At 41.5% G+C, this 21,372-nt stretch carries 21 protein-coding genes and 1 riboswitch; of the genes, 16 read left to right on the forward strand and 5 right to left on the reverse strand.

Annotation, left to right across the window (positions count from 1 at the left end):
- Positions 1–30 precede the first annotated feature (30 nt).
- Positions 31–149, reverse strand: a riboswitch (SAM riboswitch).
- An 81-nt stretch (positions 150–230) separates the two neighbouring features.
- The gene (locus NST15_RS05445; RefSeq protein WP_076821901.1) at positions 231–722 is read right to left on the reverse strand and encodes a YajQ family cyclic di-GMP-binding protein; all 492 of its coding nucleotides are present in this window, start codon (positions 720–722) and stop codon (positions 231–233) included.
- A 226-nt stretch (positions 723–948) separates the two neighbouring features.
- On the opposite strand from NST15_RS05445, the gene NST15_RS05450 reads away from it, so the two are divergent.
- The 3 genes from NST15_RS05450 to NST15_RS05460 all read left to right on the forward strand — a co-directional run bounded on the left by NST15_RS05450 (position 949) and on the right by NST15_RS05460 (position 4,774).
- Positions 949–1,797: a S1 RNA-binding domain-containing protein gene (locus NST15_RS05450; protein WP_017366998.1), complete on the forward strand. Its 849-nt coding sequence runs from the start codon at positions 949–951 to the stop codon at positions 1,795–1,797.
- Positions 1,798–2,150: 353 nt separating this feature from the next.
- Positions 2,151–3,128 carry a BMP family ABC transporter substrate-binding protein gene (locus NST15_RS05455; RefSeq protein WP_342498924.1) on the forward strand — a complete coding sequence of 326 codons (978 nt, stop codon included), beginning with the start codon at positions 2,151–2,153 and terminating at the stop codon, positions 3,126–3,128.
- Positions 3,125–4,774, forward strand: a complete 1,650-nt coding sequence (locus NST15_RS05460; RefSeq protein ID WP_342498925.1) for a methyl-accepting chemotaxis protein — start codon at positions 3,125–3,127, stop codon at positions 4,772–4,774. Before NST15_RS05455 ends, NST15_RS05460 begins: the two co-directional genes overlap by 4 nt.
- A 41-nt stretch (positions 4,775–4,815) precedes the next feature.
- Here NST15_RS05460 and NST15_RS05465 read toward each other — a convergent pair whose 3' ends face one another.
- Positions 4,816–5,673: a DegV family protein gene (locus tag NST15_RS05465; protein WP_008348544.1), complete on the reverse strand. Its 858-nt coding sequence runs from the start codon at positions 5,671–5,673 to the stop codon at positions 4,816–4,818.
- Positions 5,674–5,814: 141 nt separating this feature from the next.
- Between NST15_RS05465 and NST15_RS05470 the strand changes: the two genes are divergently transcribed.
- Positions 5,815–6,657, forward strand: coding sequence for a YitT family protein (locus NST15_RS05470; RefSeq protein ID WP_007499067.1), 843 nt, complete (start codon positions 5,815–5,817; stop codon positions 6,655–6,657).
- A 14-nt stretch (positions 6,658–6,671) separates the two neighbouring features.
- Positions 6,672–7,127 (forward strand): BsuPI-related putative proteinase inhibitor, encoded by a 456-nt coding sequence (locus NST15_RS05475; protein WP_008348542.1) that lies wholly within the window; start codon positions 6,672–6,674, stop codon positions 7,125–7,127.
- Between the two features lie 40 nt (positions 7,128–7,167).
- Here NST15_RS05475 and NST15_RS05480 read toward each other — a convergent pair whose 3' ends face one another.
- From NST15_RS05480 to NST15_RS05490, 3 genes are all read right to left on the reverse strand, one after another.
- The gene (locus tag NST15_RS05480) at positions 7,168–7,359 is read right to left on the reverse strand and encodes a DUF3813 domain-containing protein (RefSeq protein ID WP_008348541.1); all 192 of its coding nucleotides are present in this window, start codon (positions 7,357–7,359) and stop codon (positions 7,168–7,170) included.
- The gene (locus NST15_RS05485; protein ID WP_008348539.1) at positions 7,356–7,508 is read right to left on the reverse strand and encodes a hypothetical protein; all 153 of its coding nucleotides are present in this window, start codon (positions 7,506–7,508) and stop codon (positions 7,356–7,358) included. The genes NST15_RS05480 and NST15_RS05485 overlap by 4 nt, the downstream gene beginning before the upstream one ends.
- An 88-nt stretch (positions 7,509–7,596) precedes the next feature.
- The gene (locus tag NST15_RS05490; protein WP_008348537.1) at positions 7,597–8,409 is read right to left on the reverse strand and encodes a Cof-type HAD-IIB family hydrolase; all 813 of its coding nucleotides are present in this window, start codon (positions 8,407–8,409) and stop codon (positions 7,597–7,599) included.
- 137 nt (positions 8,410–8,546) lie between these two features.
- Here NST15_RS05490 and yjfP point away from each other — a divergent pair, with 137 nt between their 5' ends.
- From yjfP to argF, 11 genes are all read left to right on the forward strand, one after another.
- Positions 8,547–9,332, forward strand: coding sequence for an esterase (gene yjfP, locus NST15_RS05495; RefSeq protein WP_138825528.1), 786 nt, complete (start codon positions 8,547–8,549; stop codon positions 9,330–9,332).
- 46 nt (positions 9,333–9,378) lie between these two features.
- Positions 9,379–9,687: a metal-sulfur cluster assembly factor gene (locus NST15_RS05500; RefSeq protein ID WP_003211530.1), complete on the forward strand. Its 309-nt coding sequence runs from the start codon at positions 9,379–9,381 to the stop codon at positions 9,685–9,687.
- A gap of 116 nt (positions 9,688–9,803) precedes the next feature.
- A complete protein-coding gene (locus tag NST15_RS05505; protein WP_046527340.1) occupies positions 9,804–11,249 on the forward strand; it encodes an FAD-binding oxidoreductase in 1,446 nt (481 codons plus the stop codon).
- Entirely contained in the window at positions 11,246–11,794 is a 549-nt protein-coding gene (locus tag NST15_RS05510) for an MFS transporter (RefSeq protein ID WP_048001695.1), read from the forward strand. Before NST15_RS05505 ends, NST15_RS05510 begins: the two co-directional genes overlap by 4 nt.
- A 138-nt stretch (positions 11,795–11,932) precedes the next feature.
- Positions 11,933–12,970 (forward strand): N-acetyl-gamma-glutamyl-phosphate reductase, encoded by a 1,038-nt coding sequence (argC, locus tag NST15_RS05515; RefSeq protein WP_039963483.1) that lies wholly within the window; start codon positions 11,933–11,935, stop codon positions 12,968–12,970.
- Between the two features lie 20 nt (positions 12,971–12,990).
- A complete protein-coding gene (argJ, locus tag NST15_RS05520) occupies positions 12,991–14,211 on the forward strand; it encodes a bifunctional ornithine acetyltransferase/N-acetylglutamate synthase (RefSeq protein WP_007499060.1) in 1,221 nt (406 codons plus the stop codon).
- Between the two features lie 14 nt (positions 14,212–14,225).
- On the forward strand, positions 14,226–15,002 hold the full coding sequence (gene argB, locus NST15_RS05525) for an acetylglutamate kinase (protein WP_017360181.1): 777 nt from the start codon (positions 14,226–14,228) through the stop codon (positions 15,000–15,002).
- On the forward strand, positions 14,999–16,150 hold the full coding sequence (locus NST15_RS05530) for an acetylornithine transaminase (RefSeq protein WP_342498926.1): 1,152 nt from the start codon (positions 14,999–15,001) through the stop codon (positions 16,148–16,150). Before argB ends, NST15_RS05530 begins: the two co-directional genes overlap by 4 nt.
- A gap of 69 nt (positions 16,151–16,219) precedes the next feature.
- The gene (locus NST15_RS05535; protein ID WP_311754453.1) at positions 16,220–17,281 is read left to right on the forward strand and encodes a carbamoyl phosphate synthase small subunit; all 1,062 of its coding nucleotides are present in this window, start codon (positions 16,220–16,222) and stop codon (positions 17,279–17,281) included.
- A complete protein-coding gene (locus NST15_RS05540) occupies positions 17,274–20,354 on the forward strand; it encodes a carbamoyl phosphate synthase large subunit (RefSeq protein WP_342498927.1) in 3,081 nt (1,026 codons plus the stop codon). Before NST15_RS05535 ends, NST15_RS05540 begins: the two co-directional genes overlap by 8 nt.
- Positions 20,351–21,301 (forward strand): ornithine carbamoyltransferase, encoded by a 951-nt coding sequence (gene argF, locus NST15_RS05545; protein ID WP_060832236.1) that lies wholly within the window; start codon positions 20,351–20,353, stop codon positions 21,299–21,301. Before NST15_RS05540 ends, argF begins: the two co-directional genes overlap by 4 nt.
- Positions 21,302–21,372: the final 71 nt, after the last annotated feature.

A 21,372-nucleotide genomic window follows, 5' to 3' on the forward strand; every position in this document is an offset into this window, starting at 1 on the left:
GAAGACTTTTTGGCTGTATGGAAATTCTTCTCCTTATCTTCCAAGCAGTTGCTTGCTGGATTTAGCACCTTGGTCATAGAAAATAGATTTCTACTACACCGGTTGCTGAGGCTTCACAGGGCCAGTCCCTCTGCCTCTCTTGATAAGAAAGCGATATGAACATGTCAATGAATTGAACTTCCATCAACTGTATCGAAAAAATCGGAAATAATCAATGGAAAATTTGAAATTTATCGAAAATTTATAAATTGGACGTCAATCGGTAAATCTGCCTTGCGCATGAGCGCCATCACTTCTTGTAAATCATCTTTATTTTTTCCTGTCACACGCACTTGGTCATCTTGAAATTGCGACTTTACCTTTATACCAGATTGTTTGATCAAGGCATTGATCTTTTTGGCATTGTCCTTATCAATCCCGCTTATCAGCTTTGCACGCTGGCGAACGGTTCCACCTAGGGCATGCTCTGTTTTTCCGTAGTCAATGTTTTTAGTCGGTACGTTTCGTTTAATCAGTTTTGTCACAAGGACATCCTTTAGCTGCTCCAGCTTGAAGTCATCATCAGAAATGAGAACGAGTTCTTCTTTTTCTAGTGAAATATCACTTTTACTTCCTTTAAAATCATAACGGTTTTTAATTTCTTTCAGTGCTGCTTGAATGGCGTTTTGCACCTCTGGCAGCTCCACCTTCGATACAATATCAAATGAACTTTCTTTTGCCATCACATATGACCTCCAACTATAGATATTGCGTCTATTTTATCATGCCCATAGGGGAAGAAGAAACTTTATCGAAGAGAGTTCAGATGTATGCGGTATAATTCAAGTACAGTTTGTCCACTTTAGCTAACAGAACTAGAGATGTTCATGATGACAGAAGTATAGTAGAATAAAGTGAATCAAAAGATGAACGAACGCTCTTTTAAGGGCAGATAGGAAGGAAGAGAACATGAGACCAGGTGAGCAACTGACCTTGCAAATAGATAACGAGATGGAATACGGCTACTTTTTAACAGATGGCGAAGATTCTGTTCTCCTACATCGCAGTGAGATGACAGAGGATATTGGAGATCGTGATGAAGTAGAGGTCTACTTATATGTAGATCATGAGGAAAGACTGGCAGCGACGATGAAAATTCCTAAAATCAATGCACATACATACGACTGGGTAGAAGTCGTAGACGTTGTAGAAGATATGGGTGCTTTTGTCGATATAGGTTTGTCAAAGGATGCACTTGTTGCAACTGAACACCTCCCGCCTTTTGAGGAAGCGTGGCCGAAAAAAGGCGACAAACTATACTGTATGCTCAAAGTGACAAGTTACGGGAGAATGTTCGCAAAACCAGCCACTGAAGATGTGATCAGTGAATTATTTACTGAGGCGCCAGAAACGTTAATGAACAAAGAAATTACGGGAACGATTTATCGCTTAATTGCGACAGGTTCTTTTATGCTGACAGATACAGGGATTAGAGGATTTATCCATCGTACTGAGCGAAAAGAAGAACCAAGACTCGGATCGACCGTGACTGGACGCGTGATTGCAGTGAAAGAGGATGGAACTGTCAATGTGTCACTGCTTCCGAGAAAGCAGGATGCGTTATCAGTCGATGCAGAAGAAATCTTAACTTATATGAGAACGAGAAACGGTGCAATGCCTTACGGGGATAAAAGTGATCCAGAAGATATCCGGGAAAGATTTCAAATGAGTAAAGCAGCCTTCAAACGAGCATTAGGTCATCTGATGAAAAATGATCTTGTTTACCAAAAAGAAGGGTGGACATACGAGAAAAAGTGAGCATTTGCTCACTTTCAGCGTGTAGACAAACCCTCGCATTCTTTGTCAGTCCTGCGCGCTGGTACTCACGAATGTCAAATTCGCTCCGTAAAAGTAGCTGTACTTCCTAGACTGCAAAGGTTTTCTATCACGCTGAAAAGAAGACAAAGGGCTAAAATCAAGTTCATTTTAGCCCTTTGTCAACAATCTGAAGTGAGCATTTGCTCACTTTTTTTATTTTTGTCATAAATAATGGTTTTTTTCAGTGAAAAAAGTCATGAAAAAAGCTGAAAATCCTTCACTTTATCATTGAAACAATGACTCTCAAATCCGATAAATAAGGGGTAAGGATGATAAAAGGAGTGTGTTTTTGGATGAAAGTGAAGATTTCATTACTTCTGATGGCAGCTATGATCATGGTACTCGCCTCATGCAGCAATCAGCAGGGAGGACCACCGATATCAAATGCGAAGCATATTGGTGTCATGCTGACGGATGATGGTCTTGGTGATCAATCATTTAACGATTCATCATTTAAAGGATTAGAAAAAGCACGTGATGAGCTTGGCATTGAATTCGATTATAGAGAAATTGCAGAAACCGATACATATGAAAAAGGGCTGACCGAGCTTGTGAAAGATGGAAATGACCTGATCATCGGTGTAGGTTTCAGTATGCAAGAAGACTTAGAAAAGGTAGCGAAAAAATATCCGAAAAAGCAATTTTTACTCATTGATGCTGTGTCTGAACTGAAAAATGTCACATCAGTGACTTTTAAAGAAGAGCAGGGCAGCTATTTAGCGGGAGCACTTGCTGCCATGACAACAAAAAGCGATGTCATTGGTTTTGTGGGCGGAGTCGATGCAGAGGTGATCCATCGATTTGAACAAGGCTATCAAAAAGGCGCAAAATCAGTGAATCCGAAAATTAAGGTCGTATCCACGTATGCTGGTACATTTAGTGATGCAGGCAAAGGCAGTAAAATAGCGAAAGACATGATCAAAAAGAAAGCAGATGTTTTATATGCCGCAGCCGGTTATACGGGTGTTGGTGTATTAAAAGAAGCGCAAACGCAAGGCAAATACGCAATCGGCGTGGACAGCGATCAGTATTATACAGCTGAAAAAGCCGTTATTTCGTCTATGGTCAAAAACGTAGATGAAGTCGTTTATCAATTCAGCGAACAGCTCGTCAAAAGCAGCAACATCAAAAGCGGGCATATCGTTTATGACTTAAGCAATGACGGAATCGATATGGCGAGAATCCGGGTGCTCAAAGATGCTGAGAAATTGACCAAGAAATTAAATGGACTGAAGCAGACACTTCTGAAAGAAGAGGGGGCAGCATCATGAGCTTACGCATCAAAATTTTGCTCAACTCACTCATTTCACTTCTTTTAGCGGTTGGTGTAATTGCCTTTATTATTGTGAGCATGACAAAGATTCAGTCATCAAGCGAAGAAGAAGTTCAAACCTTGCTGAACGTACAAAAAACAAAGGCCAGCTTTGAAAGTGTCGAACAAGCCATGACCAATTATTCCATGACCCTTTCAGATGAACAGCTAGAGGTCGTTCAAACCGATATATCGACAGCGAAAAAACAGCTGCAAACGTTAAACAAAAACGCAGGAAATATGAACAAAGAAGCCCTCACACGGTTAAATTCAAAGTTTGACACATGGACGCAAGAAGCAAACAATGCCATTGGTGAAAAAAATGCCTCTGATGCCAGACGAGTGGCTGCCAGAATTGACGGTGTTTTAAACGACGTGCATACGATGAATAAAAGAGCACAAGAAGCGTATGAATACCATTTAGAGGAGGCGGCAGACAATGTGCAAAGGATCATCACAAGTGCATCTGTCGCAGCCCTCACGCTGATTGTCATCGCCGTCTTTTTAAATATTGGTTTAACGAGATCCATTGTGACACCAATCAAATCCCTTTCTTACCGGGCAAAACAGATTGCCGAAGGAAACCTCGCTGTGGAGCGGATGAACATCAAGCGGAAAGATGAAATCGGTGGCTTAAATGAGTCGTTCAATCAAATGACGGATCAGCTGATTAGCTTGATTCAAGAAATCAGCCATGTATCAAGCCAAGTAGAATCATTCTCGGTTCAGTTAGATGATGAAAACAAAAAGCTTATGGAATCGGCCAATCAAGTGTCTGTATCGACAGACGAAATGGCGAATGGTTCACAAGCGATTTCAGAAGACCTTCAGCATGGCGTTAGTTTGATTGAGAGAATGGATTCACATGGCCGTAAGAATTCCGAAAGATCACATACAGTCATCCGTAGTACAGAGGATGCCATTGAAGCGGTAGAAAGCGGAAAGCACACGTTAACAGAAACAAAAGCAGCCATTGAAAAAAATACACGTGCGACGAGACAAATTGAAGAGTCTGCAGGAGAATTCACTCAGTACGCAAGCGGAATCTCCGCAATGGCCAAAACGGTTTCTGATATTGCGGACCAGACAAACCTCCTCTCACTCAATGCGGCGATTGAAGCGGCAAGAGCAGGAGAAGCTGGAAAAGGGTTTGCCGTTGTAGCGGACGAAATTCGTAAGCTGGCAGATGAATCGTCTCGTGCAACAAGACAAATTTTTGACATGGTGAGTCATATTGAAAAAGGCATTCAATCCATTAGCCAAACTGTACAAGAAGGGGTCAAGCTATCACTTCAGCAGCAAGATGCAATGGACAAAACCTCACACTCCTTTGAAGATATAGAAACAAAAGCACAACATATTAAGCAAGAAATGGCGGTCTTAAATGACCAAATTATTCAATCAACAGAGCTTGGCGGACAAGTGCTGCACTCGATTGAAAATATTAGTGCCGTTGTAGAAGAAACGGCAGCGGGCAGCGAAGAAATTTCTGCCTCGGCAAACGAACAACTGCAATCTTTCCATCAAATGAACAAACAAGTAGAAGAACTGATGAGTATGACAGCAAGGTTAAACGAAACCGTTCACCGATTTAAGCTATCATAAGAAAAGCACCCTTCCCGTGATGTTTCAGGGAAGGGTGCTTTTTATGATGGGCTGCCTGTAAAGAAGATGGCAAGTGTGCTAGGGCCTGAGTGGGACCCAACAGCCGCGCCGATGACCTGGATGTCGATTTCTTTTGGATGAAATTCGGCTTCGATTAATTGTCTCATTTCTTCTGCAAGTGCAGGGTCATCTCCATGACTAATGCCAACAGTTTGACTAGACCAGTCAGATCCGCGTTCTTTCATCAGCTCGATAATGCGTTTCAACAATTTTTTACGGCCACGAATTTTTTCAAGGGGTATCAGTTTACCATCCTCAACGTGTAAAATGGGTTTAATACTTAACAATCCGCCAACAAATGCGGACGCTTTGCTGATTCTTCCGCCTCTTGCTAAATACGATAAATCGTCTACAGTAAAAATATGTTGTAAAGATTCACAAAAATGCTTTACAGACGTTTCAATTTCTTGTATTGTATTTCCGTCAATGGCAAGTGATTGAGCGTGTTTGACAGCTAGTCCATAACCAAGTGAAGCACATTTAGAATCAATGATTCGTAAATCGAAATCAGGGTATTCTTCCTTCACTTCGTTTGCCATCATCACAGCGGTTTGGTATGTACCTGAAAGCTCTGATGAAAAGGCAACATAGATAGCGGATGTATGGGTTTGGGCTGCAGAAACAAAGGCTTCTTTGATCCGGTTCGGTGAAGCTTGTGATGTTTTTGGACTTGCGCCTTGTCTCATCGCATCAAATACTTGTTTTGGTTCAATGGTGATCAAATCCTCAAATTCCTGCTCGCCGAGTAATACACGAAGCGGAATGAGTGTCATGTTTTGTTCATCATAATAAGAAAGAGGCAGATCAGCAGCACTGTCTGCTATGATATGAACAGTCATCAAAATCCCTTCTTTCTAAAAAAATCAACCATATTTTACATCTTTTTAGCCTAACTATATCATAGAAAATCATTTTTTCGTGTTCAAATTCTAAATTTTAGGGAAAACCATAGAGAGAATGGTAAGTGGAGGAATGACAACATGTTCATTGGAGAAGCAAAAAAATTCATCGTCGTCGTCATTGGTGCCTTACTCAATGCGATTGGGCTGAATTTATTTTTAATCCCTGCTGACGTATATGCAAGTGGTTTTACAGGGGTTGCCCAGCTATTATCTAGTTTAATCGATCAATATGCACCGTTTTATTTATCAACAGGAATCCTATTATTTATTTTAAACATTCCGGTCGGCATTTTAGGCTGGATGAAGGTTGGTCGTTCCTTTACTTTGTATAGCATTATTAGTGTGGCACTGACAACGATTTTCCTCGGCATTTTACCAGAGACAAGTGTTTCTGAAGATATTTTATTAAATGCTGTATTTGGCGGAGTCATTTCTGCACTTGGCATTGGGATTACACTGAAATATGGGGCATCTACAGGCGGCCTTGACATTATTGCGATGATTTTAGCGAAATGGAAAGACAAACCAGTGGGCACGTATTTCTTCATTTTAAACGGAATTATCATTTTTACAGCAGGATTGTTACAAGGTTGGGAGAAAGCTTTATATACCCTTGTCACATTATATGTGACGACTAGGGTAATTGATGCTATCCATACGAGACATGAAAAGCTGACTGCCATGATTGTGACAAAGAAAGCAGATGAAATCAAAGAAGCCATTTATGGAAAAATGGTCAGAGGGATTACGACTGTTCCGGCAAAAGGGGCATTTACCAATGAACAAAAAGAAATGATGGTCATTGTCATTACAAGGTATGAGCTGTATGAACTTGAACAAATTATAAAGGAAGTCGATCCAAAAGCCTTTACAAATATTGTTCAAACAACCAATATTCTTGGATTTTTCAGACGAGATTAAAAGGTGGGTAGAAGATGAAAAAAGGGTTAGTGCTTTTTCTCGTTCTATTGGTTTTAACAGCTTGTGGACAACAAAAAAAGGATGAACCAGACAAGGAGGTATCCGGTCAAATGGGAGAAAAAACCGTTGTACTCACAGTAGACCCCGTCCAAAAAGGTTCTTCGGTTCAATTTCATATGTCACTCAAAAATGAATCAGATCGAGATATTGAATTCACGTTTAACACAAGCCAAAAATTCGAATTGAGTGTGTACGATGAAGACGGAAATGAAAAATACCGTTACTCGAAAGACCGTATGTTCACACAAGCCATCCAATCCTTTGTGCTGAAAGCAGATGAAACATATGACTTCCAAGATACGTGGTCAAACGGTGTGGAGCCGGGAACGTATGAAGCGGTCGTCACATTTAAAGGAAAAGCAGAAGGGCTAAAGCAAATCACTGAGAAGAAAACGTTCCAAGTGAAATAAGCATAAGAAAAGCTGTCCACAAAGCGGACAGCTTTTTTCGTTAAAGATCATCAAGCAGGTCTTGGAACGTATGCAGCTGGTTTCTTTCTGCATCTGTCGAATTAGCAAATGCAGATGATACGGCGTTTTTAGCTCGCTGAACTGCTTGTTGACGCTCTAAACCAGATGGAAATGAAGAAGTAAGGGCTTCTTCAGTAAATGATTTGGCTTGATCAAAAAGTTCGTTTCTCACAATGAACCTCCAGAAGCATCAGTCTTCATATTTCCCCTGTCCTCCGCAGCTTCTTCAAGTGTGGAACGATACGGAAAACGTGCGTCATGCAGACTGACTGAATCTTTACCTTGTTGTATAAAGCGTTTCGATTTGCTTCTTTTACCCATTCGGAATCCGCCCCTTTACACAAGCTGACAGGACAACCTGTCTAACGGTAGTATGCCCGCTTCGACCTGCTATGTATGAATGGAAAAATTAAAGCGAGAAGTAATTCGTTAGGAATTTTGCAATCCCATCTTGTTCATTCGTATCTGTCACTTCATTAGAGACGCGTTTCACTGCATCAATCCCGTTGCCCATTGCAACCCCGCATCCAGCAAATTCAAGCATCTCTAAATCATTGTCTTCATCTCCGAATGCCACAATCCGCTCCTGAGGTACCCCGTAATAATCACTGATCTTTTGCAGTCCAACGGCTTTGTTCATACCTGTTTTAATGATTTCAATGACATGCCACGGAGCAGCCCAGCGTCTGTGGTCAATCACTTCTGCATGAACATCTGTCAAATAGCTCCGAATCGCTCCGACGTCTTCTTCTTTTGCGTGAATTAAGACGCTTGTGACATTCTCTCCAAGATTGTTCCGAAGATCTCCAACGGTCACTTTGTTTGCATTCATATTAAATATATCAATGAGCTTTTCATCATGATAATGGAAATACAAATCGTCTAGCACTTCAGCTAACACATTGTGTACTTTATATTCCTCACTAATATCCACAAGCTGTTTTACGACTTGAAGATCAAGTGATGTGTGAAATCTGCCCCATTTTTCATCAAGAGGATGATGGACAAACGCTCCATTAAAGTTCACAATCGGAGAATCGAGCTGCAATTGCTGATAATAAGGAGAGCTGGAACGAAATGGCCGGCCAGTTGAAATACAGACATGATGCCCGCTGTCTTTCACTTTTTGAATGACATCAAGTGTGTGTGCTGAAATCGTTTTATCGTCTTTTAATAACGTGCCATCCAGGTCAAGTGCGATTAGATAAGGTTTAGTCTCCATAAAATCTCCTTTGATCTGTAAGTAATAGGAGGCAGCTGGTGCGGGTGCCTCCACCTATAGTGTATCTTTATCACATCTTCGTTGTCTACATGTTAAAATAAACAAAGACGGGAATGATAAAGGAGGATTCATAGGCTGTGATCACCATTGATGAGCAAATGACGCACGATATTCCATTTTTACATATCGTAAAAGCTGAAAATAAAGATAAACCACTGCCACTTGTATTTTTTATACATGGATTTACAAGTGCACGCGAGCACAACTTACACTTCGCCTTTCATTTGGCGGAAAAAGGCATGAGAGTCATTTTGCCTGACTGTGCTTATCATGGTGTAAGATCAGAAAACCTCAGCTTAGAGGAACTGGCATCAAAGTTTTGGGAAATCGTCCTGAACGAAATCCGTGAAATCGATATACTTAAGACACATTTTCAAGAAAAACAATTGATTGAAGCCGACCTAATAGGCGTTGCAGGTACTTCCATGGGAGGCATCACGACCTTTGGTGCACTCGCAAAACATGATTGGATTAAAGCGGCAGTCAGCTTGATGGGCAGTCCGAAATATACGACATTCCTACAAGCACAAATTATGGACATGCGGCACAAAGGGTTGATGAAAGAGATTACAGATGAAGAGGTTCATCAGCAATTAGACGCGCTGCGTCCTTATGATTTAACGCTACAAACAGATCGATTAAACAAAAGACCGCTGTTATTCTGGCATGCAGAAAACGATCCAGTTGTCCCATATCGCCATGCAAAAGCGTTATATGACGAGCTAGCGGCAACCCAATATAAGCAAGATCAGGACCTCCTTCGGTTTATTACAGATAAGCAGGCGGGTCACAAAGTCACAAGACAAGCGATGTTTGAAACCATTGACTGGTTTGTGACACATCTGAAAAGCACAAACGTTTAGCCAAAAGGAAAAGTACGTTATACTAGTTGAAAAAGGAGTGGATATCATGGATGAAGCATTGAAAGAAAATATTTTAGGCGCCCTAGAACAGGTGATTGACCCTGAGTTAAACGTAGACATCGTCAACCTTGGACTTGTCTATGATGTCGATCTTGATGAGAATGGAAAAGCGGATATCACGATGACTTTAACATCAATGGGGTGTCCCCTTGCACCAGTTATCGTTGATGAAGTGAAAAAAGCATTGAGCGACTTGCCTGAAGTGAAGGAAACTGAAGTTCACATCGTATGGAATCCACCTTGGACACGTGACAAAATGTCAAGATACGCTAAAATTGCGCTTGGTATTCAATAAGTAAATACGACCTGGTATGAGTAGAACTCGTACCAGGTTTTTTTATGAAAAATTAAGGTAGAGGAGGAGTATGGCTTGATATAATGGATGTAATTTTATAGAACGGAGTACCTATAATGAAACGAAAGTGGATATGGATCGTCCTTTTGATGGGATATGGTGCTGCCTTTTTTGCATCAGTCTCTATACGTGAAGATCAAGCACACAAAAGACAAGGACTTGAGGCGTTTACAGATGTGAGTCACCTCATGCCGGTCAAAATAAAAAAAGTCGTGCAAGGAAAAGAAATAGAATCTTTAAAAGAAGTATTAGAAGAAGCAAAAGAGAAGAATCTGCCCATTTCAATCGCCGGAAAGCAGCATAGTATGGGCGGCCACACGTATTATGAAAATGGCATTGTACTAGACATGACGAAATTTCGCCGAATCGTATCATTTAATGAAAAAAAGAAGACCATTCGGGTCCAGAGCGGCGCCACATGGGATGATATTCAAACATATGTGAACCCATATGGTCTTGCAGTAAAGGTGATGCAATCTCAAAACATCTTTACGATTGGTGGCTCGTTAAGTGCAAATGCACATGGACGTGACATTCGCTACGGCTCACTTATTGACACTGTGCGCTCTTTCACACTGTTAAAAGCAGATGGAGAGATCATCACAGTAAAGCCTAGCGATGATTTATTTACTGCCGTGATTGGAGGATACGGCTTATTCGGTGTCATTTTAGATGTTGAGCTTTCCTTAACAAAGGATGAATTATATAAAATGGAGACAACCTCTCTACACTTCGATGAATACACTGATTATTTTCAAAAGCATGTAAAGAACAATAAAGAAGTGCGCATGCATCTCGCAAGAATCTCTACAGCGAAAACAAATTTTTTGAAAGAGATGTATGTGACGAATTATTCACTTACTTCTGATCAACAGATCGATCCATACCGCGAGCTCAAAGAAGATCAGCTCGTCATCCCTTTAAAATTTATGCTCGGCCTTTCGAGAAGATTTGATATGGGGAAAGATTTGCTATGGAACTTGCAAAAGAAGTATTTTCAAAGTCAAAATGACCAGCTGATCACAAGAAATAACGTGATGCGGTCTGATTCTGCTTTTTTAGAATATGAAAATGAGTCAGATACCGATGTGCTTCAAGAATACTTTGTTCCAGTTGATCGTTTTCGTGCGTATATCGATGACATGAGAAGCTTTTTACAACAGGAAGAATTGAATTTAATGAACATCACGATCCGCTACGTACAAAAAAATGAAAAAGCGGATCTCTCATATGCGAAAGAAGATATGTTTGCACTTGTTTTGTTAGTGAATTATGGTTTTGAGAAAGAAGAGAAGGCAGAAGCAGAGCGGGTCATCCGGCAAATGACAGATATCACCTTGCGGCACCATGGAAGCTATTACTTACCATACATGCCTTATCAAACGAAAGCACAAATGAAACAAGCGTATCCAAAAACCGATCTATTCTTTCAAAAGAAAAAGCAAGCAGATCCAGATGGCAGATTTATCAACTACTTTTATGAAAGGTACAATACACAATGAATGCTAAAGCAATGAAATGGTTCGTCTATTCACAAAGTCTACTGTTTTTCGCCAGTAGTCTCATTTTCCCTTTTTATATTCTTTTTATTAAAAATGTTGGGTCGAGCTATTCTCAATTTGGTCTTGCTTATGGTCTGTTTGGTTTGAGCGGTGCGTTCATTCATTTATTATTAGGAAAACTTCCTGAAACGACCGACAGGCGTCTCTTTTTAATCATTCATTCGTTTGGTATGGCGTTTCTTCTTCTCCTTTTTCCACATATCACAGAAGTAGAGCAAGTTTATATGATTCAGATTGCCTTAGGTGTGCTAGGTGGTGTTCAGAAGCACGGAGAGAAACTGCTCGTCACCGAACTCACAAATGAGAAGAAGCGAATGAAAGAAGTTGGGCACTATCATTTTTGGACAGCGCTTTTTTCATCTATCGCCATTATGCTTGGCGGCCTGTTTGCTGATTTTTTCACCATTCATTTGATTTTTTATGCAAGTTCCCTATTATATTTATGCAGTGCGCTTTTGGTTCTCAATATGAAGAACAATAGATAAAATCCGCATGTCTCACGAAGATATGTGGATTTTTTTATGAAAAAAAATGAAAACAAATATTAAATATACAATTGAATTAATTTTTATACATGTTATAATGTTAAATAATTTCACAAAGATCAAGAGGGTGTATTGACGTTGAAAATAGGTATTATAGGTGCTACAGGGTACGGTGGTGCGGAATTAGTTCGTATCTTTAAGCAGCATCCACATGTGGAGGAATGTATATTGTATTCATCAAGTGGTGATGGGCAATTATACAGTCAATCTTATCCGCATCTGACAACGATTACTGACCAAACATTAAAAGCCATTGATCCGGCTACCATTGTGCAAGAAACAGATGCTGTGTTTTTAGCGACACCAGCAGGCGTTTCAAGTGAACTCACACCGAAGCTCATGAATCAAGGGGTGCCAATTATTGATTTATCAGGTGACTTGCGCATTCAAGATGGAACTGTTTATGAAGCGTGGTATAAACGAAGGGCAGCGGATGAAGCATCGGTTCAACAAGCTGTATACGGATTATCTGAATTGAATCGTGAAACCATTAAGCAAGCGGAAGTCATTGCAAACCCAGGCTGCTTTCCTACTGCAGTTCTTCTAGGATTAGCACCGCTGATGAAACAGAATTTAATCGATGAATCTATGATCATAATAGATGCAAAAACCGGGGTGTCCGGTGCAGGACGATCAGCCTCACTTGGCACACATTTTTCAGAGCTGAACGATAACTTTAAAATTTATAAGGTGAATGAACATCAGCACACACCTGAAATAGAACAAGTACTTAGAGAATGGAACCCGCAAACGGCGAACATCACATTTTCAACACATCTTGTCCCGATGACAAGAGGGATTATGGCGACGATGTATACACAATTGAAAGCAGATGTCACAAAAGTAGAATTAATGAAACGGATGAAGGACTTTTATGAAGATTCCTATTTTGTAAGAGTGAGAGATCATGGGATATATCCGCAAACAAAAGAAGTATACGGCAGTAACTTCTGTGACATTGGTTTTCATTTAGATGAGCGAACAGGCAGACTGACGATTGTATCTGTCATAGATAATCTCATGAAAGGCGCAGCCGGCCAAGCGGTTCAAAACTTCAATATCATCAAAGGCTTACATGAAGAGGCGGGCCTCACAATGACACCTCTCTATCCATAAGAACAGGGGAGACAACAAACATGATCGAATTGAATGAAAAAAGTATTGTCAAAATAGACGGGGACGTATCATCACCAAAAGGTTTTGAAGCAAAGGGGATTCATATAGGATTACGCTATTCAAAAAAAGACCTTGGCTTGATCATCAGTGAAGTACCAGCAGCGAGTGCAGCGGTATACACTCAAAGTCACTTTCAAGCTGCGCCTCTTCAAGTCACACAAAAAAGCTTGAAAAAGACGGGCAAACTAAAAGGTGTCATTGTCAATAGTGCGATCGCCAACGCATGTACAGGTGAGCAGGGATTAAAAGATGCATACGACATGCAGGCAGCCTGTGCAGACATGTTAGGGACAGAGCCTGATTACATTGCTGTTTCTTCTACTGGTGTCATTGGAGAGTGTCTGGATATGGATAAAATCAAAACAGGCATCGCTCAGCTAAAAGAAGCAAAAGCAGGAAATGGCCACTTTGAAGAAGCGATTCTAACAACAGATACAGTCATTAAAAATACGACATACTCCTTGACGATAGACGGGAAAGAGATTCTCATTTCTGGTGCAGCAAAAGGCTCTGGTATGATTCATCCGAACATGGCAACAATGCTCGGGTTTGTCACAACCGATGCAAATGTCGAACAAGAAGCTTTGCAAAATGCTCTTCGTGACATCACAGATGTGACGTTTAATCAAATTACCGTCGATGGAGAAACATCAACTAACGATATGGTGCTTGTGATGGCAAATGGAATGGCAGAAAACCAGGCACTGAATGAAGAACATCCAGAATGGCCATTGTTTAAAGAAGGATTAAAACTAGCCTGTGAAGACCTAGCAAAAGAGATTGCAAGAGACGGAGAAGGCGCAACTAAATTAATCGAAGCGAAAGTTGTTGGTGCAAAAAACAACTTAGAAGCTGGTATTATTGCAAAAAAAATCGTAGGTTCAAGTCTTGTGAAAACAGCCGTATACGGTACGGACGCCAACTGGGGACGGATTGTCGGAGCAATCGGTCATAGCGCAGCTTCTGTCACGCCAGAAGAGGTTGAAGTTTACTTAGGCGGGCAATGTCTGTTTAAACATAATGAACCTCAGTCTTTCTCAGAAGAGGAAGCAAAAGCGTATCTAGAGCAGGATGAGATTACGATTTTCATTCAAATGAATGAAGGAAATGGTGAAGCGGCCGCATGGGGCTGTGACCTTACCTATGATTATGTGAAAATTAACGCGAGCTATCGCACATAATGAAGGAGATAGACATGGATAAAACGATCGTGTTCAAGTGTGGAGGCAGTGTCATTCGAGAACTTTCCGATACCTTTTATGAAAATGTCCGCTCACTTCAAGCTGCTGGATTTAAACTGGCTATCGTACATGGCGGGGGTCCTGAAATCACGAGCATGCTGCAAAAATTAGAAGTGAAAACGGAATTTGTAGATGGACAGCGCAAAACAACAAAGCCGGTGTTAGAGGTAGCCGAAATGGTCCTTTCAGGAACGGTGAATAAATACTTTGTTTCAGAGCTGGCAAAGCATGATATATCATCTGTCGGTGTATCTGGTAAAGATGGACAGATGCTTGTCGCCGATTTTCTCGATCAAGATGTATATGGGTACGTTGGCGAAATCAAAGAAGTCAATCCAGAGATGGCAGAAGCACTAATGGAGAAACAATTCATTCCCGTCATTGCGCCGCTATCTATGACCGAAGAATGCCAAACGTTAAATGTAAATGCTGATCTTGCAGCATCAGCAGTCGCAGGAGCTATGAAAGCTGATAAGCTCATGTTTGTCACAGATGTGGAAGGAATTTTAAAAAATGGAGAGCTGTTAGACGTTGTCACCGAACAAGAAGCTCTCAAGCTCATCGATGAAGGCATTATTTCCGGGGGAATGATTCCAAAAGTACAATCCGCGCTCAGTGCTTTATCAGGAGATGTGGATGAAGTCATGATTGTGAATGGAAAAGGCAGTATTTTTACAGGAGATACCTTTAAAGGAACTCGAATTGTAAAACAAAAGGAGGCGGTCCTGTGAGTCATCTTTTTCAAACATACGGACGGTGGAATGTTGAAATTAAAGAGGCAGAAGGTTCTTGGGCAGTTGATACAACTGGGAAAAAATATTTAGACTTTATACAAGGCATTGCGGTCACGAATTTAGGTCACAATCATCCAAAGGTCAATCAAGCCATCAAGAAGCAGCTTGATGAGGTCTGGCACGTATCAAATCTATTTGAAAATGGACTGCAAGAAAAAGCAGCGGAAAAGCTGGCAGCAAACAGTTCAGGAGATCTCGTATTTTTCTGCAACAGCGGGGCTGAAGCGAATGAAGGGGCTATCAAATTGGCCCGAAAAGCAACAGGGAAAACAAATATTGTGACGTTTTTGCACTCTTTCCATGGGCGCACGTATGCTGGTATGGCTGCCACAGGTCAAGATAAAATCAAAACTGGTTTTGGACCGATGCTGGAAGGCTTTCATTATGTACCGTTTAATGACCCTGAAGCGATCACAGCGTGTGAAATCGATGATGTCGCAGCGGTCATGCTGGAAGTGGTGCAAGGTGAAGGTGGAGTGAATCCAGCTACAGCTGAATTTCTAGAAGCCGTTCAAACGTTTTGCAAAAAACATCAAGCGCTGCTGATTGTAGATGAAATCCAAACGGGTATTGGGCGCACAGGGACAGCATTTGCCTATGAGCAATCGGGACTTGATCCTGATATTATTTCAGCCGCAAAAGGTTTAGGAAATGGGTTTCCAGTCGGTGCAGTGATAGGGAAAAAAGCTTTAGGGGATGCATTTTCTCCAGGCTCTCATGGCACAACATTTGGTGGCAATATGCTCGCTATGTCAGCTGTGAACGCAACCCTTGATGTAATATTCAAAGAGGACTTTCTTTCAGAAGTGAAAGAAAAGGGTGCGTATCTCTTAAAGAGACTGCAAGAAGTCAAACAGCTGAATATCGTGAAAGAAGTACGGGGCAAAGGATTAATGGCAGGGATTGAGTGTCACCAGCCAGTAGGTGATTACATCACAGCCCTTCGAGAGCAAGGTTTGCTGGTGCTTCCAGCTGGTCCGAATGTCATTCGTTTATTACCTCCACTGAATGTCAAAAAAGTTGAATTGGATCAAGCAATAGAAGTGGTCATTCAAGTGTTAGCAAATGAAACAGTAACGGTCTAAATTTTTTTGCATCAAAACGTATAAACATGCATTTATATTATTAATTATTCAATACGGGGTGACACAAGCATGAAAGGTTATTTAAATTTAGAAGATGGAGCCTCTTTTGAAGGAGATCTGACAGGAGAAGCTGGCATAACAGGTGAAGTGGTCTTTTTTACAGGGATGACAGGTTATCAAGAGGTGCTCACAGATCCTTCTTATAAAGGACAAATCATTGTTTTCACATATCCACTCATCGGAAACTACGGGATCAATCATGAAGACTTTGAGAGCAAAAAACCACAAGTAAAAGCGGTCGTTGTCTATGAGGCAGCTGAGCATTTTTCTCATCACCTTGCAGCCGTAAGCTTAAAAGATTATTTACAGAAGTGGAACATTCCGCTTCTTACACATACAGATACTCGCGCAGTCGTGCAGAACATTCGAGCAAATGGGACGATGAATGCAGTGCTTAGTTTAGACGAAAATGAAACGCCACCTGCAATGAAGCAAGACAATGTGGTTGAGCAGGTCACAGAAGATGAAGTATACACACAAGGCAGCGGCGAGGATCATGTAGCGCTCATTGATTTTGGCTTTAAAAAATCAATTGCGGACTCACTCGAAGCGCGCGGCTGTAAAGTCACAGTGATTCCGTACAAACAAATGGAAAAGGTATTTGATATCAAGCCAGATGCGATCCTTTTGTCAAATGGACCTGGAGATCCAAAAACAATGAAGCCATATTTAAAAACCATTCATGACATCATGATGACCTTCCCGACACTAGGCATTTGCTTAGGTCATCAATTAATTGCTCTTGCGCTTGGCGGGGATACGTATAAGCTTCCTTTTGGCCACCGCGGGGCGAATCATCCTGTACAAGATACAGAATCAAAACGTGTCTTTATGACAAGCCAAAATCATAGCTATGTGGTCAATGAAAAAAGCATGAATGACAAAGAAGTGGACGTCAAATTCCTCCACGTGAATGACGGATCTGTTGAAGGATTCATTCATAAAGAGAAGCTGATTATGTCCGTTCAATTTCATCCAGAAGCACATCCAGGCCCTGCAGAAAGTGAATGGGTATTCGATGATTTTATTGAGAAAGTGAAACAAGCAAGGAGAGAAGTCGCACATGCCTAAAGATCAAAGCATACAAACCATTCTAGTCATCGGGTCTGGTCCAATCATCATTGGTCAGGCAGCAGAATTTGATTACTCAGGAACACAAGGTTGTATGGCCTTAAAAGAAGAAGGCTACAACGTCATCTTAGTGAATAACAACCCAGCAACCATTATGACAGACGAGTCATTTGCTGATGAAATTTATTTTGAACCGCTTTCAGTTGATTCAGTGACAAGAATCATTGAAAAAGAGAAACCAGATGGTCTTTTAGCCAATCTTGGCGGACAGACGGCTTTAAACCTTGCTGTCGAGCTGGAAAAAGCCGGTGTGCTGAAAAAGCATGGGGTAAAACTGCTCGGAACGTCAGTTGAAACAATTGAAAACGGTGAAGATCGTGAGAAATTCCGTGCTCTCATGAAGCATTTGAATGAACCTGTACCAGAAAGTGAAATTGTGGATAATGCGAAAGACGCCCTTCAATTTGCAAAAGAAGTGGGCTTTCCCGTCATTCTTCGACCAGCCTACACACTTGGTGGTAAAGGGGGAGGCATCGCTTTAACTGAAGAGGCTTTTAAACCGCTGATTGAAGGTGCTCTTCTAGCGAGTCCGATTCATCAGTGCTTAGTTGAAAAAAGCATTGCTGGCTTTAAAGAAGTCGAGTATGAGGTCATGAGAGATCGTCAAAATACGTGTATCACTGTATGTAACATGGAAAATATCGATCCAGTTGGTGTGCATACAGGTGACTCGATTGTCGTTGCACCGTCACAGACATTAACGGATCAGGATTATCAAATGCTCCGCTCAGCAAGCTTAAAAATTATTTCAGCGCTTGATGTCGTTGGCGGCTGTAATATCCAGTTCGCTCTTGATCCACTTAGCAAAGAATACTTTGTCATTGAGGTCAACCCTCGGGTCAGCCGGTCTTCTGCTCTTGCATCGAAAGCAACAGGCTATCCGATTGCCAAAATGGCGGCAAAACTTGCGGTCGGTTATACACTAGATGAATTGAAAAATCCGCTTACAGGAACAACGTATGCTAGCTTTGAGCCGGCACTCGATTATGTCGTGGTGAAATTCCCGCGCTGGCCGTTCGATAAATTTAAACAGGCAGACCGGAAATTAGGCACAAAAATGAAGGCGACTGGTGAAGTCATGGCGATTGACCGTAATTTAGAATCTGCCATACAAAAAGCCGTCGCATCACTTGAAATCAAAACAAAGGGCTTCCACTTGCCTGAACTGAAAGAACATACGACTGAACAGTTATTTGAATTAATCAAAACACCGGACGATCGCCGTTTCTTCGCAGTCATGGAGCTTCTTTTCAGACAAGAAACCGTTGAAACGATTCATGAAACGACGAAGATTGATCTGTTTTTCTTACATGTTTTCAAGAATATGATCACACTCGAACAAGAATTGAAGAACCATCAGGGGACGCTATCCAAAGACACCTTAAGAAAGGTAAAAGAAAAAGGTTTCCTTGATGAAACAATCGCTTCTCTGACGGATCGCAGTGAACAAGATATCAGACAGCTTCGCCAAGAGTATGGCATTTCCGCTTCATTTAAAATTGTCGATACATGTGCGGCTGAATTCGATGCAAAAACGAATTACTTCTATTCTACGTACTTTGGCAAAAGTGATGGAGAGCATCAAGAGAAAACAAAGCAGCGTGCACTCATCATTGGCTCCGGTCCGATTCGAATTGGGCAGGGAGTCGAGTTTGATTATAGTGCCGTTCACGGCGTTCTTACTCTACAAAAGCTTGGATTTGAAACCATCATGATGAACAACAATCCAGAAACGGTTAGTACCGATTATGAGATTGCAGATCGTTTATACTTTGAGCCGATCACGTTAGAACATATTTTAAACGTAGTTGAAGCGGAGCAAATTGATTTTGTCATCGTTCAATTTGGCGGGCAGACGGCAATCAATGTGGCGGAAGGTTTAGAAAAAGCCGGCGTTACCTTGTTAGGCACGTCCTTTGACACACTAGATGCATTAGAAGATCGCGATTTATTCTATCAGCTTCTTGATGAACTGAATCTTCCTCATGCAAAAGGAGATACAGCTCATTCAAAAGAAGAAGCACTGGGGCATGCTGCAAGCATTGGGTACCCTGTTCTTATTCGTCCATCATATGTCATTGGGGGAATGGGCATGATCGTTGTCCATACAGAAGCTCAATTGGCAGCAATACTTGATCAGCCAGATCATTTACCTTATCCGATCTTAATTGATGAGTACGTCACTGGAAAAGAAGTGGAAGTGGATCTCATTTCAGACGGACAAACGACATTCATTCCAACAATCGTTGAGCATATTGAAAAAGCGGGCGTACACTCAGGTGACAGCTTTGCCATCTTGCCAAGTGTCTCTATTAGTGAAGACATCAAAGAGCAGGTGTATAACGCTTCTGAACAAATCGCAAAGAAATTAGCTTTTAAAGGCATCATGAATATTCAATTTGTGATGAAAGGGAACCAGGCGCTCGTATTAGAGGTGAATCCTCGGGCAAGCCGGACTGTTCCAGTTGTAAGTAAAGTCATGGGTGTTGACATGATCCCAATGGCGACTCAGCTGTTAGCTGGTGCAACGCTTGAAGAATTGAATCCTGTAACGAAGAATAAGGGGGGCACAGCTGTTAAATTCCCAGTCTTCTCCTCACATGCCATTCAAGATATCGATTTAAAGCTGACACCTGAAATGAAAGCGACGGGTGAAGGAATGTGTGTTGGAAAGAACGTCGAAAGCGCCTTGAAAAAAGTGTTTGCGCCGATCTGGCAACAAAAAGGGAGCCTCTATATTCATGGCAGTGAATTACTCATAGATGAAGCTACACGAGCAGGCTTTAACGTCTGGACTGGCAGCTTTGAATCGTGGCTGCAACAAGACGATAAATCGCTTCACATTCATTTAGGTGATGATGAAGAGGCAAAAGAACAGCGTGTAAAAGCACTCACACATGGTGTTCAAGTTCTAACCGAATATGAAACAGCGCAAGCGTTCCTGCAAGGAAAAGATGGAGATGTATCACCAGTATCTCTCCATGAATTATATAAAAAGGAAGTGACGGCATGAGCCAAGTCGACGTGCAACCGGCATTATACGGAAAAGACTTTTTATCGTTAAAAGACTTTTCGATCAATGACATTGCGTACTTAATTGAAAAAGCAGAAGAAATGAAACAACATCCATATCAAGATTTATTCAAAGGAAAAACATTAGCGATGATCTTTGAAAAATCTTCAACTAGAACCCGTGTCTCGTTTGAAGCGGGCATGACGCAGCTAGGCGGACATGCGCTCTTCCTCAGCTCAAATGATCTGCAAATTGGCAGAGGAGAAACGATTGGTGATACAGCGCAGGTGCTGTCTGGGTATGTAGATGGCATTATGATTCGAACCTTTGAACATGAGAAGGTAGAAGAACTTGCAAAATACGCCACTATTCCAGTGATCAACGGACTAACGGACTACTCTCATCCATGTCAGGCACTGGCTGATTTACTGACGATTAAAGAAGCAAAAGGCACACTAAAAGGTGTGAAAGTGGCGTACATCGGTGATGGGAATAATGTGGCTCATTCCTTAATGGTCGGCTGCGCGCAGTTAGGCTGTGACATTGCCGTTGCATCACCAAAAGGCTATGAACCTCTTCAAGAGGTGACAGACACTGCCCGGGAGTTTGCAAAACAATCAGGCGCAGAAGTCATCGTCACAACAGATGCAGTAGCTGCTGTTCAGGATGCAGATGTCATTTATTCAGACGTATTTACAAGCATGGGGCAGGAAGCTGAAACAGAGAAACGTCTAGCTGAATTTAAAGAATATCAAGTCAATGAGGAACTCATGCAACATGCAGCAGCAGATTATATCTTCCTTCATTGTCTGCCGGCACACCGCGGAGAAGAAGTGACGGCTGATATCATTGATGGACCACACTCTAAAGTATTCCAGCAGGCAGAAAATCGCCTGCATGTGCAAAAAGCGTTAATCAAAGAGCTCATGTATCAACAACCTAAATAAATCACAAGTGTCCCTGTCTCGACTGATCAGGGACTTTTTACATATTGGATTGGAGAGGCAATGGACGGGAC

The organism is Bacillus sp. FSL R5-0820 (assembly GCF_038593385.1).
GTDB classification, from domain to species: Bacteria; Bacillota; Bacilli; order Bacillales; family Bacillaceae; genus Bacillus; species Bacillus altitudinis.